General features: G+C 64.8%; 18 protein-coding genes. 11 read left to right on the top strand and 7 right to left on the bottom strand.

All coding sequences use genetic code 11. From position 1 onward, the window contains the following. Positions 1-38: 38 nt before the first annotated feature. From AC07VI_RS07020 to AC07VI_RS07005, 4 genes are all read left to right on the top strand, one after another. Positions 39-425, top strand: a complete 387-nt coding sequence (locus tag AC07VI_RS07020; protein ID WP_086147795.1) for a hypothetical protein — start codon at positions 39-41, stop codon at positions 423-425. Positions 426-453: 28 nt separating this feature from the next. Next, positions 454-870, top strand: coding sequence for a hypothetical protein (locus tag AC07VI_RS07015; RefSeq protein ID WP_086147796.1), 417 nt, complete (start codon positions 454-456; stop codon positions 868-870). 238 nt (positions 871-1,108) lie between these two features. Next, the gene (locus tag AC07VI_RS07010; RefSeq protein ID WP_086147806.1) at positions 1,109-1,576 is read left to right on the top strand and encodes a cache domain-containing protein; all 468 of its coding nucleotides are present in this window, start codon (positions 1,109-1,111) and stop codon (positions 1,574-1,576) included. Between the two features lie 60 nt (positions 1,577-1,636). Continuing rightward, positions 1,637-3,187: a methyl-accepting chemotaxis protein gene (locus AC07VI_RS07005; protein WP_253251982.1), complete on the top strand. Its 1,551-nt coding sequence runs from the start codon at positions 1,637-1,639 to the stop codon at positions 3,185-3,187. A gap of 5 nt (positions 3,188-3,192) precedes the next feature. Here the strand turns inward: AC07VI_RS07005 and AC07VI_RS07000 are convergent, their stop codons facing one another. After that, complete coding sequence (locus tag AC07VI_RS07000) at positions 3,193-4,275, bottom strand: hypothetical protein (protein ID WP_139842614.1); 1,083 nt, start codon at positions 4,273-4,275, stop codon at positions 3,193-3,195. A 12-nt stretch (positions 4,276-4,287) separates the two neighbouring features. Next, positions 4,288-4,719 (bottom strand): Cd(II)/Pb(II)-responsive transcriptional regulator, encoded by a 432-nt coding sequence (cadR, locus tag AC07VI_RS06995; protein ID WP_086147798.1) that lies wholly within the window; start codon positions 4,717-4,719, stop codon positions 4,288-4,290. A 98-nt stretch (positions 4,720-4,817) separates the two neighbouring features. Between cadR and AC07VI_RS06990 the strand changes: the two genes are divergently transcribed. Together AC07VI_RS06990 and AC07VI_RS06985 are read left to right on the top strand one after the other, a co-directional pair. Beyond that, on the top strand, positions 4,818-7,091 hold the full coding sequence (locus tag AC07VI_RS06990; RefSeq protein ID WP_492994158.1) for a heavy metal translocating P-type ATPase: 2,274 nt from the start codon (positions 4,818-4,820) through the stop codon (positions 7,089-7,091). Between the two features lie 85 nt (positions 7,092-7,176). After that, entirely contained in the window at positions 7,177-8,619 is a 1,443-nt protein-coding gene (locus tag AC07VI_RS06985) for an alpha/beta fold hydrolase (protein WP_492994156.1), read from the top strand. Between the two features lie 25 nt (positions 8,620-8,644). On the opposite strand, the gene AC07VI_RS06980 is transcribed toward AC07VI_RS06985, so the two are convergent. Together AC07VI_RS06980 and AC07VI_RS06975 are read right to left on the bottom strand one after the other, a co-directional pair. Then, on the bottom strand, positions 8,645-9,439 hold the full coding sequence (locus AC07VI_RS06980) for an anti-sigma factor family protein (RefSeq protein WP_086147800.1): 795 nt from the start codon (positions 9,437-9,439) through the stop codon (positions 8,645-8,647). Between the two features lies 1 nt (position 9,440). Then, positions 9,441-9,974: a sigma-70 family RNA polymerase sigma factor gene (locus AC07VI_RS06975; RefSeq protein WP_492996318.1), complete on the bottom strand. Its 534-nt coding sequence runs from the start codon at positions 9,972-9,974 to the stop codon at positions 9,441-9,443. Between the two features lie 214 nt (positions 9,975-10,188). On the opposite strand from AC07VI_RS06975, the gene AC07VI_RS06970 reads away from it, so the two are divergent. From AC07VI_RS06970 to AC07VI_RS06960, 3 genes are all read left to right on the top strand, one after another. Beyond that, positions 10,189-10,587 carry a c-type cytochrome gene (locus AC07VI_RS06970; protein ID WP_086147801.1) on the top strand — a complete coding sequence of 133 codons (399 nt, stop codon included), beginning with the start codon at positions 10,189-10,191 and terminating at the stop codon, positions 10,585-10,587. A 65-nt stretch (positions 10,588-10,652) separates the two neighbouring features. Continuing rightward, on the top strand, positions 10,653-11,549 hold the full coding sequence (locus AC07VI_RS06965) for a metallophosphoesterase family protein (protein WP_086147810.1): 897 nt from the start codon (positions 10,653-10,655) through the stop codon (positions 11,547-11,549). 3 nt (positions 11,550-11,552) lie between these two features. Continuing rightward, positions 11,553-11,936: a cupredoxin domain-containing protein gene (locus AC07VI_RS06960; RefSeq protein ID WP_099420032.1), complete on the top strand. Its 384-nt coding sequence runs from the start codon at positions 11,553-11,555 to the stop codon at positions 11,934-11,936. Positions 11,937-11,967: 31 nt separating this feature from the next. On the opposite strand, the gene AC07VI_RS06955 is transcribed toward AC07VI_RS06960, so the two are convergent. Then, entirely contained in the window at positions 11,968-12,963 is a 996-nt protein-coding gene (locus AC07VI_RS06955; RefSeq protein ID WP_492994153.1) for a formylglycine-generating enzyme family protein, read from the bottom strand. A gap of 157 nt (positions 12,964-13,120) precedes the next feature. On the opposite strand from AC07VI_RS06955, the gene AC07VI_RS06950 reads away from it, so the two are divergent. Further along, positions 13,121-14,272 carry a sensor histidine kinase gene (locus AC07VI_RS06950; RefSeq protein ID WP_157792333.1) on the top strand — a complete coding sequence of 384 codons (1,152 nt, stop codon included), beginning with the start codon at positions 13,121-13,123 and terminating at the stop codon, positions 14,270-14,272. Beyond that, the gene (locus AC07VI_RS06945; protein ID WP_086146267.1) at positions 14,269-15,021 is read left to right on the top strand and encodes a LytR/AlgR family response regulator transcription factor; all 753 of its coding nucleotides are present in this window, start codon (positions 14,269-14,271) and stop codon (positions 15,019-15,021) included. The genes AC07VI_RS06950 and AC07VI_RS06945 overlap by 4 nt, the downstream gene beginning before the upstream one ends. Before the next feature lie 223 nt (positions 15,022-15,244). Here AC07VI_RS06945 and AC07VI_RS06940 read toward each other — a convergent pair whose 3' ends face one another. Both AC07VI_RS06940 and AC07VI_RS06935 read right to left on the bottom strand, forming a co-directional pair. Continuing rightward, the gene (locus AC07VI_RS06940) at positions 15,245-16,723 is read right to left on the bottom strand and encodes an MFS transporter (protein WP_492996316.1); all 1,479 of its coding nucleotides are present in this window, start codon (positions 16,721-16,723) and stop codon (positions 15,245-15,247) included. A gap of 128 nt (positions 16,724-16,851) precedes the next feature. Beyond that, positions 16,852-17,436: a GNAT family N-acetyltransferase gene (locus AC07VI_RS06935; RefSeq protein WP_492994150.1), complete on the bottom strand. Its 585-nt coding sequence runs from the start codon at positions 17,434-17,436 to the stop codon at positions 16,852-16,854. Positions 17,437-17,465: the final 29 nt, after the last annotated feature.

Raw genomic sequence — 17,465 nt, 5'->3', positions numbered from 1 at the left:
AATGCGGCTCACTCCGTTTCCGGCTCCGCCATGACCTCATGCAGCTACTCAAGAAAACCAGCCTGATCGCCGCCGCCCTCCTGTTCGCCATCATGCTGGCAGGCTGGCTGTTCATCAAGGTGGCGGCGGCCCGCAACGCCACCGTGTACGCCCAGCAATGGAACGAACAAGGCACGTGCGTGATCAAGACCTACGTGCCCCACTACGGCGACGGCGTGCCGCAGAACATCGTGCGCGCGCTCAGCACGTCCACCTTTTTCCGTGTTTACCACAAGGATGGCACCTTGCTGGAAAGCACTGAATGGGTGCTGGACATGCATGAGGACGGCATCCTCGACCATGCCCGCTGGGGCCAGAACCAGACCCGCGCCATTTACCCGACGGACATGGGCGACGAAGGCTGGACCTTGCCCGCATGTGCGTAAATATTTAGCAATCAAACGAAAGATTCCCATGCTGCGAGGCCCCTGGAGCGACGCTCCCTATCTGCCCACGCTCCACTATTTCCTCGGCCCGTTCGACGTGTATGACCGCGAAGAAACCCTGGGCGTGGAACTGGATAGCTGGGACATGAACGACCCGCTCCAGCGCGCTGCGCTGATACGGCGCGACATCAGCTCGCAGTACAAGGAGCTCAGCTACCGCCATCGCCATGCGCTGGTGGCCGTGCTGGCGCAGGCGCTGCTAGACCCTCACTATGACTTCCAGGCCATCCTCGAACATGACCCCGAGAGTACGCACGCCCTGCCCGCCCGATGGGATGAAATGGACGACCCGCGCGCCTTTTTCGCCGATATCTACCGGCTGGTGCAGCAGGACTGGCGCGAGGACCTGGCGCGCGCGGCGGCGGAAGACCCGTCCGACTGGTAGCGCGGCGCGCGCGCCACACTATCGCCACGATAGCCTGGCCCCTGCTTTTCACTCTGTAAACGCGATTGCGGCCATGCGCACGCAGCGTTGCAAAAACGCCCCACTCAAAAAAAATCTGTTGCACCAGCGCATGCTCGCTGGCATCGCGCTACCATGCACCGACGGCACTGCGCCAGACGCCGTCTCGCCGCACCGGTTCACCACCGGCTTCCCATGCCGCAATTTGAAGGAGACTGTCATGCCCAAGTTCGCCCCCGCCCTTTGCCTGTCGCTCATCGTTGCCGCAGCTGCGCTGCCCTGTGCCGCCGGCGCTGCCGAAGGCGGCGCCACGCGCGCCGACGCCGAAGCCATGGTCAAGAAAGGCGTGGCCTACATCAAGAGCGCCGGCGACGCCAAGGCGTATGGCGAAATCACGGCCAAGTCGCCGCAATTCATCCTGCATGATTTGTACCTGGTCGTCTACAAGCTCGACGGCACGGTGGTTGCCCATGGCGCCAACCAGAAAATGGTGGGCAAGAATTTGATTGAACTCAAGGATATCGACGGCAAGGCCTTCGTCAAGGAGAGAGTCGAGCTGGCCAAGAGCAAGGGCACCTTCTGGCAGGAATACAAATTCACGAATCCCGAAAACAAGAAGATCGAACCGAAGGCCATGTACTGCGAAAAACTGGCCGACACCGTCGTCTGCGGCGGCATCTACCTGTAGCCTGCCGCCGCGCCGCCAGCACCGGGATGGTTTTCCGCTCTTTTGACGATATGGGCTACGATGAAAATCGCACACAAGATGTTGATCGTTCCGGTGGTCGCGCTGGCTTGCCTGCTGGCCATGGGAGCCTTGTCCTATTTCGCCATGCAGCAAAACGAAAGCCGCATGCGCGACCTGAAAGACGTCACCCTGGCGGCGGAGCGGCTGGCCAACCAGCAAGCCATCGCCCTGGGCCAGGTGCATGCCGATGCGTTTGCGAAGATCGCCATCGCCGCCAGCCTGTCGGATGAGCAATTCAAGCAATTCGGCGCGCAGACGGATGGCCAGCTGAACGCCATTGCGCAAGGCTTGACGGAACTCAAGAAGTTTTCCGGCGCCGCCACGGAGGCGGCCCAGGCATTGCCGGCCATCGAGCGCTACCGGGCCAGCGTGGCGCAGGCGCTGGACCTGGCCTCGATGGACCCGAATACGGGCGTGGCCGCAATGCAAAATGCCGCCACGCACTATCAGCAAGTGCGCGTCCAGCTGCGCCAGGTCCTGCTCAACCTCGATCGCCGCACCGTCGACGCGCTGCAGGAAACAAAAAATGCGGGCCAGCGCGCCGGCTGGCTGTCGCTGGGCACCATGGCCATCGGTTTTGCCTTGCTGGCCCTGATCGCCACCTGGGTGGCGCGTTCCGTCGTGCGCCCCATCGACGACGCCTGCCGCGCCGCCGAGTCGCTGGCCGCCGGCGACCTGACCACGCGCATCGACGCCCGGGGCGAGGACGAGGTGGGCAAGCTGTCGCGCGCCCTGGCCACCGTGCTGAAGAACTGGAACACCGTCTTGGGCGACATACGCCAGGCCGGTTCCACCATCACGGTGGAGGCGAGCGAAATCGCGCTCGGCAATGCGGACTTGTCGGCCCGCACGGAGGCGCAAGCCCACTCCCTTCAGGAAACGGCGTCGTCCATGCACGCCCTGACGGACACCGTGCGCGAAAACGCCAGCCATGCGCACCAGGCCAACCAGATGGTGCTGTCGACGTCGAACGTGGCGCTGGAGGGCGGCCGCGTCGTGGGCCAGGTGGTCGAGACGATGGGCTCGATCAAGGCCAGTTCCGGGCGCATCGTCGACATCATCGCCGTCATCGACGGCATTGCCTTCCAGACCAATATCCTCGCCCTGAACGCGGCCGTGGAAGCGGCGCGCGCGGGCGAACAGGGACGCGGCTTTGCCGTCGTCGCCACGGAAGTGCGGGGCCTGGCGCAGCGCTCGGCCACGGCGGCGCGCGAAATCAAGCAACTGATCGAGGATTCCGTGGCCCGCATAGAAACGGGCAGCGAACTGGCCGACAGCGCCGGGCGCACCATGGGCGACATCGTCGCCTCCGTGCAGCAGGTGACGGAAATCATGAACGACATCACGGCGGCCAGCCAGCGCCAGAGCAAGGGCATCGAGGAAGTCAACAATGCCATCACGGAAATGGACGAATTGACCCAGCGCAATGCCGCCCTCGTCGAGCAATCGGCCGCCGCCGCGCAAAGCATGCAGGACCAGGCGCATGATTTATTGCGCGTCGTCGATGCTTTCCGCCTGGGCGACGGCGGCCCGCCGCTGCTGCCCCGTTAGTCGCGCTAGTACCGCTGCGGCATGGCGGCCCGGGAACAGGCTTGCATGGCCTTGCCTGTCTCGACCAGCGCGGGGTCGGTTTCCCGCCGCAAGACATTGCCCATGCGGAATTGTTGATGGTAATCGCCGAGCATGGCGGCATACAGGAAAACCTGATCCCGCCGGCGCCAGACGGCACTGTAGTTGCTGCCGGGAGCGACGGGCATGGCGCCGATGAAATAACTGTACAGGCCGCTAATCTTCTTCTTGTGCAGCCATTCCATCAATTGCACGATGCGGTACTGTTCCAGCAGGCTCAGTTCGCTGACATTGGCGCCGGACAAGGCGTAATACAGTTCCAGCCTGGCCATCCAGTTGCCCTTTTCGCCTGCCGCCACCAGCGCATTCCAGGCGGGGCCGGCGCGTAGCTTGCGTACCTCGTCAGGCGATCCCAGCCAGGCCTCGACGGCAGCCTGGTCCGGCACGGAGCCATAGTAGGCGGGCGCGCGGCAGACGAACTGGCGCGCGTCTGGCCCGTCCTCACTGAACTCGTCGGCGATGTACCTGGTGACCTTGTCGCCGATGCCCAGCAGGCGCTTGCCATAGCCGTCCAGGGTCCAGCTCGAAGGCAGGCGGCCCAGCCAGGCCAGCGCATCGTCGTTGGCCCGGGCTTCCACCGCATAGGCGGCGATTCTGGCCTGCATTTTCACTTCTTTCTGCTGCTCCGCCAGCTTGAGCGCCTCTTGCTCCTCGTCGTAGCGGCTGCTGGTCTTGGCCAGCTTGACGCAGTCCAGGAAAGCCTCCGGCGCGCCCTGCCAGCACCGGGCCGGCACCTTCAGCTGCCAGCGCATGCTGACGGTTTTCAACATATAGTTTTCCTCGCCCTCTTCCCCTTTGACATAGGCGCGGCCGTCCGCCTTGGTCACGCCCTTTGTCAGCTGCTTGCCGCCCGCCGTGCTCCAGGTGTACGGGTCATCGTCTTGCGGCACGCCGGGGGCGGCGTACAGGGTCAGGTAATGGCCGGCGGCGGCCGGCGCATCGGCCGCATGGCACAGCGGCGACAGCAGGGACAAGGTGAATAAAGTTCTTGCAGGCAACAGTTTCAGCATGTAGCAATCGTATCAATGAAGTTCGGTATGGCAGGCGCAGTCGTGGCCGCTGGCCGCCTCGGACAGGTTTTGCAGGATGGCGCAGTCTTGCGACGGCTGCGGCTGGTCGCACTGGTGGCGCAGGGTCACCAGCTGCTGCTGCAGGGTTTGCAGATTCGCCATCTGCCCGGCGATGCGCAGGATATGGTGATCAAGCAATTCATTGACTCTCTGGCAACCCTCGGCCGGATTGTTCTTAAATTCCAGCAAGGCGCGGATATCGGTCAGGCCGATCTGCAAGGAGCGGCAATGGCGGATGAATTGCAGCCGCTCCTGGTGTTCTTCCCGGTATTCGCGGTAGCCGGCGCTGTTGCGGCCCGGTTCCTGCAGCAAGCCCGCCTTTTCATAGTAACGCACGGTTTCCACGTCACAATCTGTCCGTTTGGCCAGTTCTCCGATACGCATGGCATCCCCTTTTCATTCTTTCGTGCAAATTCTCTTGACCCTGTAGCGGCTACAGGGTTTCTAATGAAAGCATACACGAAACCGGAAGGATGAATGCGATGCCGCACGATAGCCACGATCATACCCACGAGCACAAGCAAGACCATGAGCATGCGCCCAAGGCGACCAGCTGCTGCTCCAGCCAGCATGCGTGCTCGTCCACGCCTGCGGCCATTGCTGCGCCAGCCCTGCCCAGCGCCCCCATCGCCGGCGCCCACACGGCCAAATACCGCATCGCCAACATGGATTGCCCCACGGAGGAACGCCTGATCCGCAACAAGCTGGCCAATATGGCGGGCGTCGTGGGCCTCGATTTCAACTTGATGAACCGCGTGCTCGACGTGCACCATACCCTGGCCTCGCTGGCCACGGTGGAAGCGGCCCTGCACGGCATCGGCATGCAGGCGATTCCCATGCAGGCGGACGCTGCTGTCGCGCGCGACCCGAACGAAGGCAAGCTGTCCGGCATGCAAAAGGGCTTGCTGGTCGTTTCCGGCCTGGCCGCGTTTGCTGCCGAAGCGCTGGCGTGGACCACGCATGAAGACGGTTCACCCCTCGTCATCGCCCTGGCCCTGCTGTCGATCGCCACGGGCGGCTGGCCGACCCTGAAAAAGGGCTGGATCGCCCTGAAAACTTTCACCCTGAACATCAATTTCCTGATGAGCCTGGCTGTTTTCGGCGCCGTCGCCATCGGCCAGTGGCCGGAAGCGGCCATGGTCATCTTCCTGTTCGCCATCGCCGAGCTGATCGAAGGCTTGTCGCTGAACCGCGCGCGCAACGCCGTGCACAGCCTGATGCAGCTGGCGCCCGACACGGCCACCGTCGCTGGCGCGGGCGGCGCCTGGAGCCAGGAGAACGTGGCCACGGTGGCCATCGGCACGCTCATGCGCGTGAAACCGGGCGAGCGCATCGCCCTCGACGGCGTGGTGGCCAGCGGCGAGTCGTCCGTCAACCAGGCGCCGATCACGGGCGAGAGCATGCCGGTGGACAAGACCGTGGGCGATGTCGTGTATGCGGGCACCATCAATGAACGGGGCTTGCTCGACGTCACAGTCACAGCCAACAGCGGCAACAGCACCCTGGCCAGGATCGTCAAGGTGATCGAGGATACGCAGGGCAAGCAGGCGCCCACGCAGCGCTTCGTCGACCAGTTCGCCCGCTATTACACGCCGGCCGTCGTCGTGTTCGCCATCCTCGTGGCCGTGCTGCCGCCCTTGCTGCTGGGCCAGCCTTTCATGGCCTGGGTGTATAAGGCGCTGGTGATGCTGGTGATCGCCTGCCCGTGCGCGCTCGTCATTTCCACGCCGGTCACGGTCGTCAGCGGCCTGACGGCGGCCGCGCGGCGCGGCATTCTGGTGAAGGGCGGGCAATTCCTGGAAACGGGCTACCGCATCAAGGCTATCGCCGTCGACAAGACGGGCACCCTGACCATGGGCAAGCCGGCCGTGACCGATGTCGTGGCGCTCGACGGCAGCGACCGCGACGCCATCCTGCTGCTGGCCGCCAGCCTGGACGCCAATTCGGCCCACCCGCTGGCCGCCGCCATCGTCAAGGCGGGGCCGCCCGCCGGCAGCCACCTGCCCGTCACCCAGTTCGCCGCCCTGCATGGACGCGGCGTGCAAGGCAATATCGATGGCCAGACATATTACTTGGGCAATGCGCGCCTGATGACGGAATTGAAGCTCTTGACGCCGGCACTGCAAGCCGTCCTGTTGCGGCTGGAACAGCAAGCCTACACGGCCATGGTGCTGGCCAGCCCGTCCGGCGCGCTGGGCGTGATCGCCGTGGCCGACGTGCTGCGCCCGACGGCGGCGTCCGCCATTGCCAGATTGAATGCGCTGGGCGTGACCACCGTGATGCTGACGGGAGACAATTTGCTGACGGCCCAGCGCATCGGCGATGAAGTCGGTGTCAGCCTGGTCAAGGCGGAATTGCTGCCGGAGAATAAACTGGATGAAATCAAGGCCTTGCAGCAGCAGTTCGGCGTGGTCGCCATGCTCGGCGACGGCGTCAACGACGCCCCGGCCCTGGCGCAGGCCGATATCGGCTTCGCCATGGGCGCGGCCGGCAGCGATACGGCCATCGAAACGGCGGACGTGGCCCTGATGGACGATGAATTGGGCAAGTTGCCTGAATTCATCAGCCTGAGCCAGCGCACGCGCAGCATCCTCGTGCAAAACATCAGCTTTGCCATCGGCATCAAGGCCGTGTTCTTCGGCCTGGCGCTGGCCGGCATGGCGACCCTGTGGATGGCCGTGTTCGCCGACGTGGGCGCCAGCCTGCTGGTGGTGGCGAACGGTCTCCGCTTGCTGCGTGGCAGCAAGAGCAACTAAATCCTGTCAGAAATATTTCAATCTGGACAATTGCTGTGAAAAACGCTACTTTGGCGGCTGTTCCCCACCACCGCCAAAGTAGCCGATGACCTTACTGCCCCGTTTGACCCTGCTGGCCACCCTGCTGGCTGGCGCCTCCCTGCACGCCGAACCGATGTTCTTCACCCCCTGCTCCGACATGGCCGTGCCCGGCAGCCTGTGTTCGGGCTTGAACGTACCGGAAAGCTACGATGTCCAGGGACGCGCCGTCGGCGAGGCGGACGCCATGCACGTCTTCGTGCGCAAGATTGCCGCCGACGTGCCTGCCGGCAAGCCCGCCAAGGGCACCGTGTGGCTGGTGGCGGGCGGCCCCGGCGAATCGGGCGCTTCGTTCTACAGCCTGCTGCCCACCCTGCGCCGCAGCTTTCCCAGCTTTGAATTCCTGATCCCCGACCATCGCGGCACGGGCCATTCCTCGCGCCTGTGCAAGGTGGAAGAATCGGAGCAAAGTCCCGGCGGCCGCGCCTTGGCTGGCGCCGAATGGGCCAGCTGCTTCAAGGGCATCAACTTGACGCCGGAATACGCGGCGCAATTTTCCATCACCACGGCCGCGCGCGACTTGAAAGCCTTGATCGAGGGCGAGCGGAGCAAGCGCAAGCAGCCGCCCGTGTATGTATACAGTGTATCGTACGGCACGCAGCTGGTCTTGCGCACCTTGCAGCTGGGGCCGCTGCCCGTCCAGGGCGTCATTTTTGATTCGCTGGTGCCGCCGCAAACGGATGCGCGCTGGGACTTGAGCCAGCGCTCGCACGTGGTCAACCAGGTCGGCATGCAGGTGCTGGCCCGCTGCGACGCGGATGCGGCTTGCCATGCGGCATTGGGCGAGCCGGCCGAAGCCTTGTACCGCCGCGTGCTGGACAAGGCGCAGGCGGATCCCGCCCTGCTGGCGAAGATCCCCGGCAAGAACCTGAAAAACTTCCTCGGCGGCATGCTCGACGTGCCGGCCGCCCGGGCCCGCATCCCCTATCTGCTGCACGACCTGGACCGGGGCGGCGAGGCGGAACTGGCTGCCGTGCGCGCCACGTTGACGGATGCGGCGGCCGGGTTGGGCAGCTATCCCCAGTCGCCGTTGTCGATTCCGCTGGTCAGCATCATCAGCAACTCGGAAAACAATCTGCAGCCCTCCTTGCGCCCCAACTGGACGGCCGCCGACCTCGACCGCGAAGAGGCGGACTTGCTGTTGACCAGTCCCCTGCCCCGCATCCTGCTGGGCGGCGGCTTGCCCACCTACCCGCGCGACGCCTATTTCGGCGCCTTGCCGGCAAAAGTGCCGCCGACCCTGGTGCTGCAGGGAACCCTGGATCCGAAGACGCCGTACGCTGGCGCGCAGGCGCAAGTGCAGGCCTTGACGCAGCGCAAGGCCGGCAAGGTGTCGCTGTCCAGCGTGCACAACGCCCCGCATTTCATCCTGTGGACGGCGCCCGCCTGTTTCGAGCAAGCCACTACCCGCTTTATTGCCGGCAAGGCGGCGCAGGATTGCACGCTGTAGTTTCCGCAACATATTGCCGGCGCATTCACGGCAAGCCGTCCTGGTCGATTTGCGCCGTCAGCCGGCGCTCGAAGTCCATCAGTTCCGGCACATTGAGGTCGGAAATGAGCCGATACTGCATGCCGGAGCGGCTCCAGCGTATCAAGTGATAGCCCTGCCTGACGGTCAGGCGCGGCGACGCATCGCGCTGCGCCTGGTCGGGCCACACATACAGGTTCAGCACATGCTGGTGCCGCCGGTACGCGAGCGCGGCCACGGGGCGCTGTTTGATATAGTCGAGGCGCCCGCCGATCAGGGGAAAGCCCGCCTGCGCCAGGTCAACCACGGGCGGTGAAAAGTCCAGCCTGCCGCTGAACCAGGGTTTGACCGTGTGCTGGTCGGACGAGGCCACGTCGGCCAGGTGTTCGGGCATCAGCGAACGGAAATGGCTGGCCACGATCTCCTGGTCCAGCCGTTCCGCGTCCGACGGCACGGACAGATACAGCGCCAGGGTGACGGCAAACGCCGCCGTGCTGGCGCCGGCCACGCCAAGATTGATCCATGCCCACGGCAGTTGCGCCCATTTGCGGCGACGCGGAACTTCCTTCGCCGCGCTCCCCTCTCCCAGCAGCGCCTGGCGTATTTGCTGGTGCAGGGACGCCGGCGCCGCATGGCGGGTGCCATGCTGGCGCACCGCCGCGCGCAAGGCCAGCAGCTGTGCGCAAGCCTGCGCGCAGTCGGGGCAATGGGCCAGGTGCCGCGTCAATTGCCGCGCCGCCAATGCGTCGAGTTCGCCATCGGCAAAAGCGGACATCCTGTCGCGTGATTCGGTGCACTCCATTTCATTTCTCATCAGTATGTTGTTTCAGGTATATCAACAGCAGCTTGCGCCCCCGCGCCAGGCGCGACATCACCGTGCCGATCGGGATGCCGACGATGTCCGCAATCTCCTTGTAGGACAAATCGTCGAGCTCCTTCAGCACCAGCACTTCCCTGTAAGGCCGCGGCAGCGTTTCCAGGGCGCGGTTGACGCCTTCCTTCACGTCGGACCGGGCCAATATGTCTTCCGGGTTGCCGCCTGCCGCATCCGGCGCGATGCCGCATCCGTCCTCATCCTGGCCGTGCAGCTCTTCGTCAAAGCCGATGTCGTCGCGCTGCGCCCGCCTGTCGCGCAGCGACGTGTAATAGGTGTTGCGCACGATGGTCAGCAGCCAGGCGCGCGCGCCGCCGGCATCACCATGGTAGCCGTCCATGAAGCGGTAGGCGCGCAGGAGCGCCGTCTGCACCAGGTCCTGGGCATCCTGGTCATTGCGCGTGAGCCATCGGGCCAGGTTGTAGGCAGAGTCCAGATGAGGCATGGCAATTTTTTCAAACAACCTGGTTTTATCGATGTCATTCAAATCAACACCCGTAGGCCTGTCGACCGTCTCATTGCATAAGACTCGCTTTGCCTGCCGTTTATTCCCGATGCAGCGACAAAAATAGACGGCATGGACGGGAATATTTTCTCCGCCTTTGGAGTTATAGCATTTGCAGGCCCCGATTGCGTGGGGTCCATGCCAGATAGCTGCAAATTGAAGGGAGTCCGCCATGACATACCCGTACTTTATCGCTGGCCCGGCTGCGGCCGTGCTGATGGCTGCCAGCGGCGCGGCCAGCGCCGGCGACGCCATCCACGGCCAGGCGCTGTACAAAACCATGTGCATGTCCTGCCACTCGATCGACTACAACGGCGTGGGGCCAGCGCACAAGGGCGTGTTCGGCAGGAAAGCCGGCAGCGCCGCCGGCTACGGCTATTCGCCTGCCGTGAAATCGTCCGCCATCGTATGGAGCGAGAAAACCCTCGATCTATGGCTGACGAACCCGGAAAAACTGATTCCCGGTCAGAAAATGGGCTATATGGTGCCGTCCGCGCAAGACCGCGCCGACCTGATCGCGTATCTGCAGCAGGAAGGCGCGCGGGCCAGCCCGGCCACGGCCGCCAAATAGCGCTTGCTTTAATACCGCCTGCCAGCCAGGCCATGCATGTCAAGGAAACAAGGAGAGATATCATGATGGACCGCAGAAGTTTCATGAAACTGACCGCCATCGGCGGCGGCGCCGTGTTCATGTCCGGACTCTACGGACACGCGCCGGCAGCGGCGGCCGGCAAGATGGCCGCCGCCTACGACGATTTTTACTTCGTCCAGCTGTCCGACATACACTGGGGCTACAGCGGCGCCGCCAATCCCGACGCTATCAATACCTTCCGCAAGGCCGTCGCCACGGTGAATGCGCTGGAGGTGCAGCCCGACTTCATCGTCTTCACGGGCGACCTGACCCACACGACGGACGACCCGAAGGAGCGCCGCCAGCGCATGGCCGAATTCAAGGAGATCGCGGCGGGATTGAAGGTGAAAAGCGTGCGCTTCATCCCCGGCGAGCATGACGCCTCGCTCGACAGCGGCGCCGCCTTCCAGGAGAACTTCGGCCCGTCCAATTACGCGTTCGAGCACAAGGGCGTGCACTTCATCGCCCTCGATAACGTCTCCGACCCCGGCGCGCGCATCGGCGACGCCCAGCTGGAATGGCTCAAGAACGACCTCGACCAGCAGGCAAAGGACGCGCGCATCGTCGTCTTCACGCACCGGCCCCTGTTCGACCTGGTCCCGAAGTGGGACTGGGCCACGCGCGACGGCGACAAGGCGATCGCGCTGTTAATGCCTTACAGCAATGTGACTGTGTTCTATGGCCATATTCACCAGGAACATCACCACATGACGGGGCAAATCGCGCACCATGCCGCCAAGTCGCTGATTTTCCCCCTGCCGGCGCCCGGTTCGCAGGAAAAGCGCACGCCCCTGCCGTGGGACCCGGCCGCGCCGTACAAGGGCCTCGGTTTCCGCGAGGTGGAAGCGGAATCCGCGAACAAGGCATACGCGCTCACGGAATTTCCCGTCACGAGGACGTAAGCCATGGACCGCGCCAGAAGACACCTTTGTACCAGGCTGGCCTGCGGCTTCGGTGCGCTGCTGACGATAGCCGCCATCGACGCCCAGGGGCTCAGGAAAATTGCCACAAAGGAAAGGGTTATCGCCATCGAGGCCAGGAAATTCGTCTACACGCCGCATGAAATCACTTTGAAAAAGGATGAAACCGTCGTGCTGGCGTTCACGGCCGTCGATTTCATCCATGGTTTTTTCATCCCGGACATGCACATCCGCGCCGACCTGAAGCCGGGCCAGGTCACCGAAGTGCGGCTGACGCCGGGCAAGGCCGGTGAATACGCCTTTTTATGCGACAATTTTTGCGGCAGCGGCCACGAGGAGATGAACGGGAAAATCATCGTCACGGCGTAAGGAATGCGGCGGGCGATGATTGTTCGAATCATCATTCAGGCGGGCGCGCCCCGGCATCGCGTTGCGCCTGCCGCGCCGCCGCCAGCGCGCCGGCAAAGGCGGCGTCGCCCGCAGTGCAGGCGCTGGCCGTGCAGCCGCCCGTGTCCTCGGCGATCCGGAAGCCTTCGCCCAGGCTGCTTGCATTGCCGCGCCCGCCATGCCCGCGCGCGGCGCTGCGCAGCACCTGGCGCGAGGCAGAATAGCTGCCGCCCCGCGTGATGAAATAGTCGCCCTCCGCCTCGCAGCCCTGGCTCCAGGCCGCGCCATCGGCGGGCGCGCCCCGGTAATCGGAGTGCTGGCAATCGGCCACCCACTCGGCCACGTTGCCCATCATGTCGTGCAAGCCGTAGCCGTTGGGTGCATACATGCCCACGACGGCCGTGTACTCGGCGCCGTCGTCGCAATCGGTGACGAGCATCTCGAGGCCGAAGTCGCGCCGGGCCGCAGCCATGAAACGCCGGTCTTTCATGTTGGCGTAGTTACACAATTGCTCAGGAGTATCGCCGGACGCGTATTTCGTGGCCGTGCCGGCGCGCGCTGCGTATTCCCACTCCGCCTCGCTGGGCAGGCGGAAGGAGCGGCCCGTTTCCCGCGCCAGCCATTGTACATAGGCCGTCGCGTCGTCCCAGCTGACGCACATGACGGGGTGGTAGTCCGTTGGCGCATGCGCGGGGGCGTTCCAGCCCGATTTCGTGAGCGCGATGCCGTCGCTGCGGTCGAATTCCCAGCATTCGCTTGCCGCCCGATAGCCGGTGGCGGCGACGAATTGCCGGAACTGCGCCACCGTCGTCTCGTATTTTGCCAGGCGGAATGGGGCCACGCGCACCTCGCGGGGTGGCCCCTCGGCCGGATTGTGGCTGCCGTCGCCGATGGGCGGCTCCGTGCTGCCCATGGTAAATACGCCGGCGGGAATGCTGGCCATGGGCGGGAGGATGGGGGCGCTAGCGGCCTGGGCGCTGCAAAAGACGGCGCAGGCAAGGATAAGCATGCTGTGCTTCATGTGGTTCCTGGTGATGTGTGGATGAGAATACAGATTGACAGCGGGGCCGGCCCCTCGCCCTGTCCATGCGACGAATCGACAGTACAGCCGACGAATGGCAAGCCGTGTTCTGGTCAATCAGGCAAGGGGCCGCTACACTATGCCCATGATCCAAAAAACAAGCTTGCTGCAGGGCTGGCGCTCCCTGTGGGAACTGCGCCCCCGGCACGATGTATCCCCCGTGATCCGCCTGCTGGCCGTTTCCCTGATCGGTGTCGCCCTGGCATTGGTCCTGATGGCCATCGTCGCCATCTTCGGCCGGGTCGACCGGCCGCACTGGTGGTGGGCGTCGCTGCTGCCGAACATCGGCATCTGCCTGTGCATCGTGCATGCCCTGTTTGGCGTGCTGCGTCTGGCCGAACGCTGGCTGCCGGCGCCGCTCGTCGAGCGCATGTCGGACGTGCGCGACCTGCGCGCCGGCCTGGGCCTGGGCGCGCTGGCGCTGGGCGGCATCATCGTCGGCATGACCATCGGCTTTACCATCGTCCCCGTACTGGTGGGTTTCAACGTATGGGGCATGTTCGTCTCCCTGCCTGCCGCGCTGACCAAGTTTGCCGTGTTCATCCTGTTTGTGATGGCGGCCAACCGCGCGTGGTGGCGTTCGCGCCTGCGCCAGCAACAGCTGCAAACCGAGGTGACGGATGCGCGCCTGCGCCTGCTGCAGGGCCAGATCGAGCCGCACCTGCTGTTCAACACCCTGGCGAATATCCAGAGCCTGATGGACTACGATCCGCCGCGCGCGAAACGCATGCTGGAAACATTTTCCGGCTACCTGCGCGCCAGCCTGGCCCAGCTGCGCCAGGGCGACAGCACCGTCGACGCGGAACTCGACATGGCCAGCCAATATCTTTCTCTGTTGCAAATACGCATGGAGGAGCGCCTGCGTTTCCGCATCGACGCCAGCGCACAAGCGCGCCTGGCCCGCATGCCCGCGCTGATGCTGCAGCCGCTGGTCGAGAATGCCGTCCTGCACGGACTGGCGCCCAGGCTGGACGGCGGCAGCATCGTCGTGCATGCCGCGGTGCGCGCGGGCCGCCTGGAAATCCGCGTGCTGGACGATGGCGCGGGCCTGGCGGCGCCCGGCAAGCCGGCACGCCCGGGCAGCGGCATGGCGCTGGCCAACCTGCGTTCGCGCCTGCGAGCCGAGTTCGGTGACGCCGCCAGCCTGCGCCTGCACGAACGCGAGCCTGGCGCGGAAGCCGTGCTGGATCTGCCGTACCGGCGCGGCGCCGCCCCCGCAGTGCAGGCGGCCGCATGACGCGCGCCCTGATCGCGGACGACGAACCGCAAGTGGCGCGCTACCTGCGCGACCAGCTGCTGGCCCTGTGGCCAGACTTGCAGATCATCCAGATGGCGCGCAACGGCGTCGAGGCCGCCGCCCGCATCGCCGAGCTGGAACCCGATATCGCCTTTCTCGACATCCAGATGCCTGGCCTGACCGGACTGGAGGTCGCGCAAGGCATCGAAGGCCCTACCCGCGTGGTATTCGTCACGGCCTACGACGAATTTGCCTTGCAGGCATTCGAGCATGCGGCGCTCGATTACGTGTTGAAGCCTGTCACCACCGAAAGGCTGGCCCGTACCGTGGCGCGCCTGCGGTCGGTGCCGCCCCTGCCGGCCGCCAGCGCGGCCATGGCGCAGGCCCTGCGGCAACTGGCGGCCGCGCCCGGTCCGGCCCGCCCCCGGCTGCGCTACATCCTCGCGTCCCAGGGCGAGCGCGCGCACCACCTCGACGTGGCCAAGGTGCGCTTTTTTCATGCCGACGACAAGTACACGGTGGTCGCCAGCGTGGATGGCGAGTTCCTGATCCGCGCACCCATCACGGAACTGGCCGCCCAGCTGGATCCGGAACAATTCTGGCAAGTACACCGCTCCACCCTGATCAACCTGGCCTGGCTGGATGGCACGCGCCGCGACGAAGCGAGCCGTTTGTTCCTGCGCATGCGCGGCCATGCGGGTGAGCTGCCCGTGAGCCGCGCCTTTGTCCACCTGTTCCGGGCCATGTAGCGGCAGCCGCCAAGTAGCGCTGACGTCGCCGGAGGTCGTCCTGGCGGCGACCCGGCATGTCTTGCCCCCCGGCCACCGAGAAGTGAATACTGGAAAATGGCATCCCCGCGTGCCACGGGGGATGCCGCGATGCGGACCCAAGGAAGGAAAATGCAACTGGCCCGCCGTTTGCGCGGCGAGCCAGTATCCAGTTCAATATTGTCGGGGCGCAAGGCCCCGTCCATCACACCGCGCGGCGGGCCCGCAGATGCAGGTGGCGGATGGTGGCGGCCGCCGCCATCAGGATGGCGGAAGCCGTTGCCAGAACGACAATAAATGCCTTGTCGAAGGCCGAGCGGGCCAGTTCCGACACTTGCAGGCCCAGTTCGACCGGCAACTGTTCTGCGGCCAGCAGCGCCGCATCGAGGGTGTCATGGGCGTTCGGCAGCAGGCCCGCGCTTTCCGGAATCACCAGGGTGGCGCTGTAGACGGCTGACATGATGGTGCCCAGCACCGTCACGCCGATCACGGCGCCCAGCTCGTATGACACTTCCTCGATCGAGGCAGCCATGCCGGCTTGCTGGGGAGCCACGTTGAGCATCACGGCGCTCGATGCGGCCGTCATGACGGCGCCCAGGCCCAGGCCCAGTATCACCAGGCTGGCCACTTGCGCCGAGACGGCGGCGTCATGCAGCAGCAAGTACGCTGCCATGCCGATACCGGACAGCAGCAGCGAGCCCCACAGGACCTTGGCCTTGTCGGCGCGCGGCAGCATGAAACCCGTCAGCGGACCGGCAAACACGGACGCCAGCGGCAGCGGCAGCAGCAGCAAGCCCGCTTCCAGCGGCGACAATTCCCGCACCAGCTGCATGTGCTGGCTCAGCGCCAGTTCCATGCCGATCAGGGCGGCGGACGCCACCATGGCGGCGGCCACGGCGCTGGAAAACGGCAGTTCGCGGAACAGCGCGAAGTCGATCAGCGGCTTGGACTGGCGCTTCTGGCGGCGCACGAATTTGAGCATGAAGAAGGCGCCCACGGCGAATGCGGCAGCGGCCAGCGCATACGAAGGCTGCGGCTTGCCCAGCTCCTTGATCGCATACACGCCGCCAAGCAGGCCCATCATGATTTGCAGCGAACCTTTCAAGTCCCACGGCTTGTCGCGGTTACCGGCCCGTTTCGGCAGGACGACGGTGGCCAATACCAGGGTCAGCAGCACGATGGGCACGTTGATCAGGAACACGGAACCCCACCAGTAATGTTCCATCAGGAAACCACCGAGCACGGGGCCGAAGGCGGCGCCGCCGGAGGCAATTGCCGCCCACACACCGATGGCGAACGAGCGCTCGCGGTTATCGGTAAACGTCAGGCGGATGATGGACAGGGTGGCCGGCATCATCAAGGCGGCGCCGATGGCCAGCAGGATGCGCGAAAGAATCAACAGTTCCGGCGCGGGCGAAAACGCGGCGCACAGCGAGGCGACGCCAAACACGGCCAGGCCGGCGAGGAAAACGGGTTTGTGGCTCAGACGGTCGCCGAGGGTGCCGAGGCCGGGCAACAGGCCCGAGACGACCAGCGCGTAGACGTTGATGATCCACAGTTTTTGCGAGGAAGTGGCCTGCAAGTCGCGCGTCAGCGCGGGCAAGGCGGTGTAGAGCACGGTCATGTCGACCACGATCAGGAACAGGGCGCTGGAGACGATGGCCAGCGTCAGCCATTTTTTCATTGGATGCATAAACAACTCATGGATTTTAGTGTAACTTTTAACAACTATCGGTGTGGATGAAACGGGTGCTGCGCAAATATTTACGTTCCAGGCTGCCACGGGCCTGGCCTTGTCGGGGGCGGCGGGCGTCAGCCACGGTCGCCATCCTGGTCATCCACGGCGGCGCTCGCTGTGGCTGCGTCGAGTTCGCGCAGCATGACGACGGACACCTGCTTGAAGCCGCGGCCCCGGAAGAATTGTTGCGCCGTCAGGTTGTGCGCGCCGCATTCGAGGAACAGACGGGCGATGCCGTGGCTGCGCAGCTCGCCGGCCAGCCACTCCACCAGCAAGCTGCCGATGCCGCTGCCGCGCACGGCAGGCAGCAAGACCAGGTCGTCCAGCGCGGCGAACGATTTCGAGGCGCGCTGGCGCGTATCGATGGAAACCAAAGCCATGCCGACGATGGCGTCGCCGGACGTGGCGACGGCCAGCAGGGTCGAATCGCCATGCGCCCAGTCGTGCGACAGGGCGGCGCGGATTTCGCCGCGTATCACTTCAGGCAAGTCCGCGCGCCAGTTGCCGGGCGCATCGGCCCGTTCGCCCTGCAGCTCCGAATGGGAGATGTAGTCGGCGCTGACGTTGTCAAGATATAACTTGCACAAGGTATCTTCGGCGCTGGCGTCGTGACACCAGGCAAAGCTGATGGCGGGGGAATTGGCTTGGGCGTTTTTCATGGCGGATCTCGTGTTATTGAAAATGTAAA

The sequence above is a fragment of the Janthinobacterium sp. GW821-FHT03A03 genome, from assembly GCF_059421435.1.
This window is presented reverse-complemented; position numbering and strand designations above follow the sequence as displayed.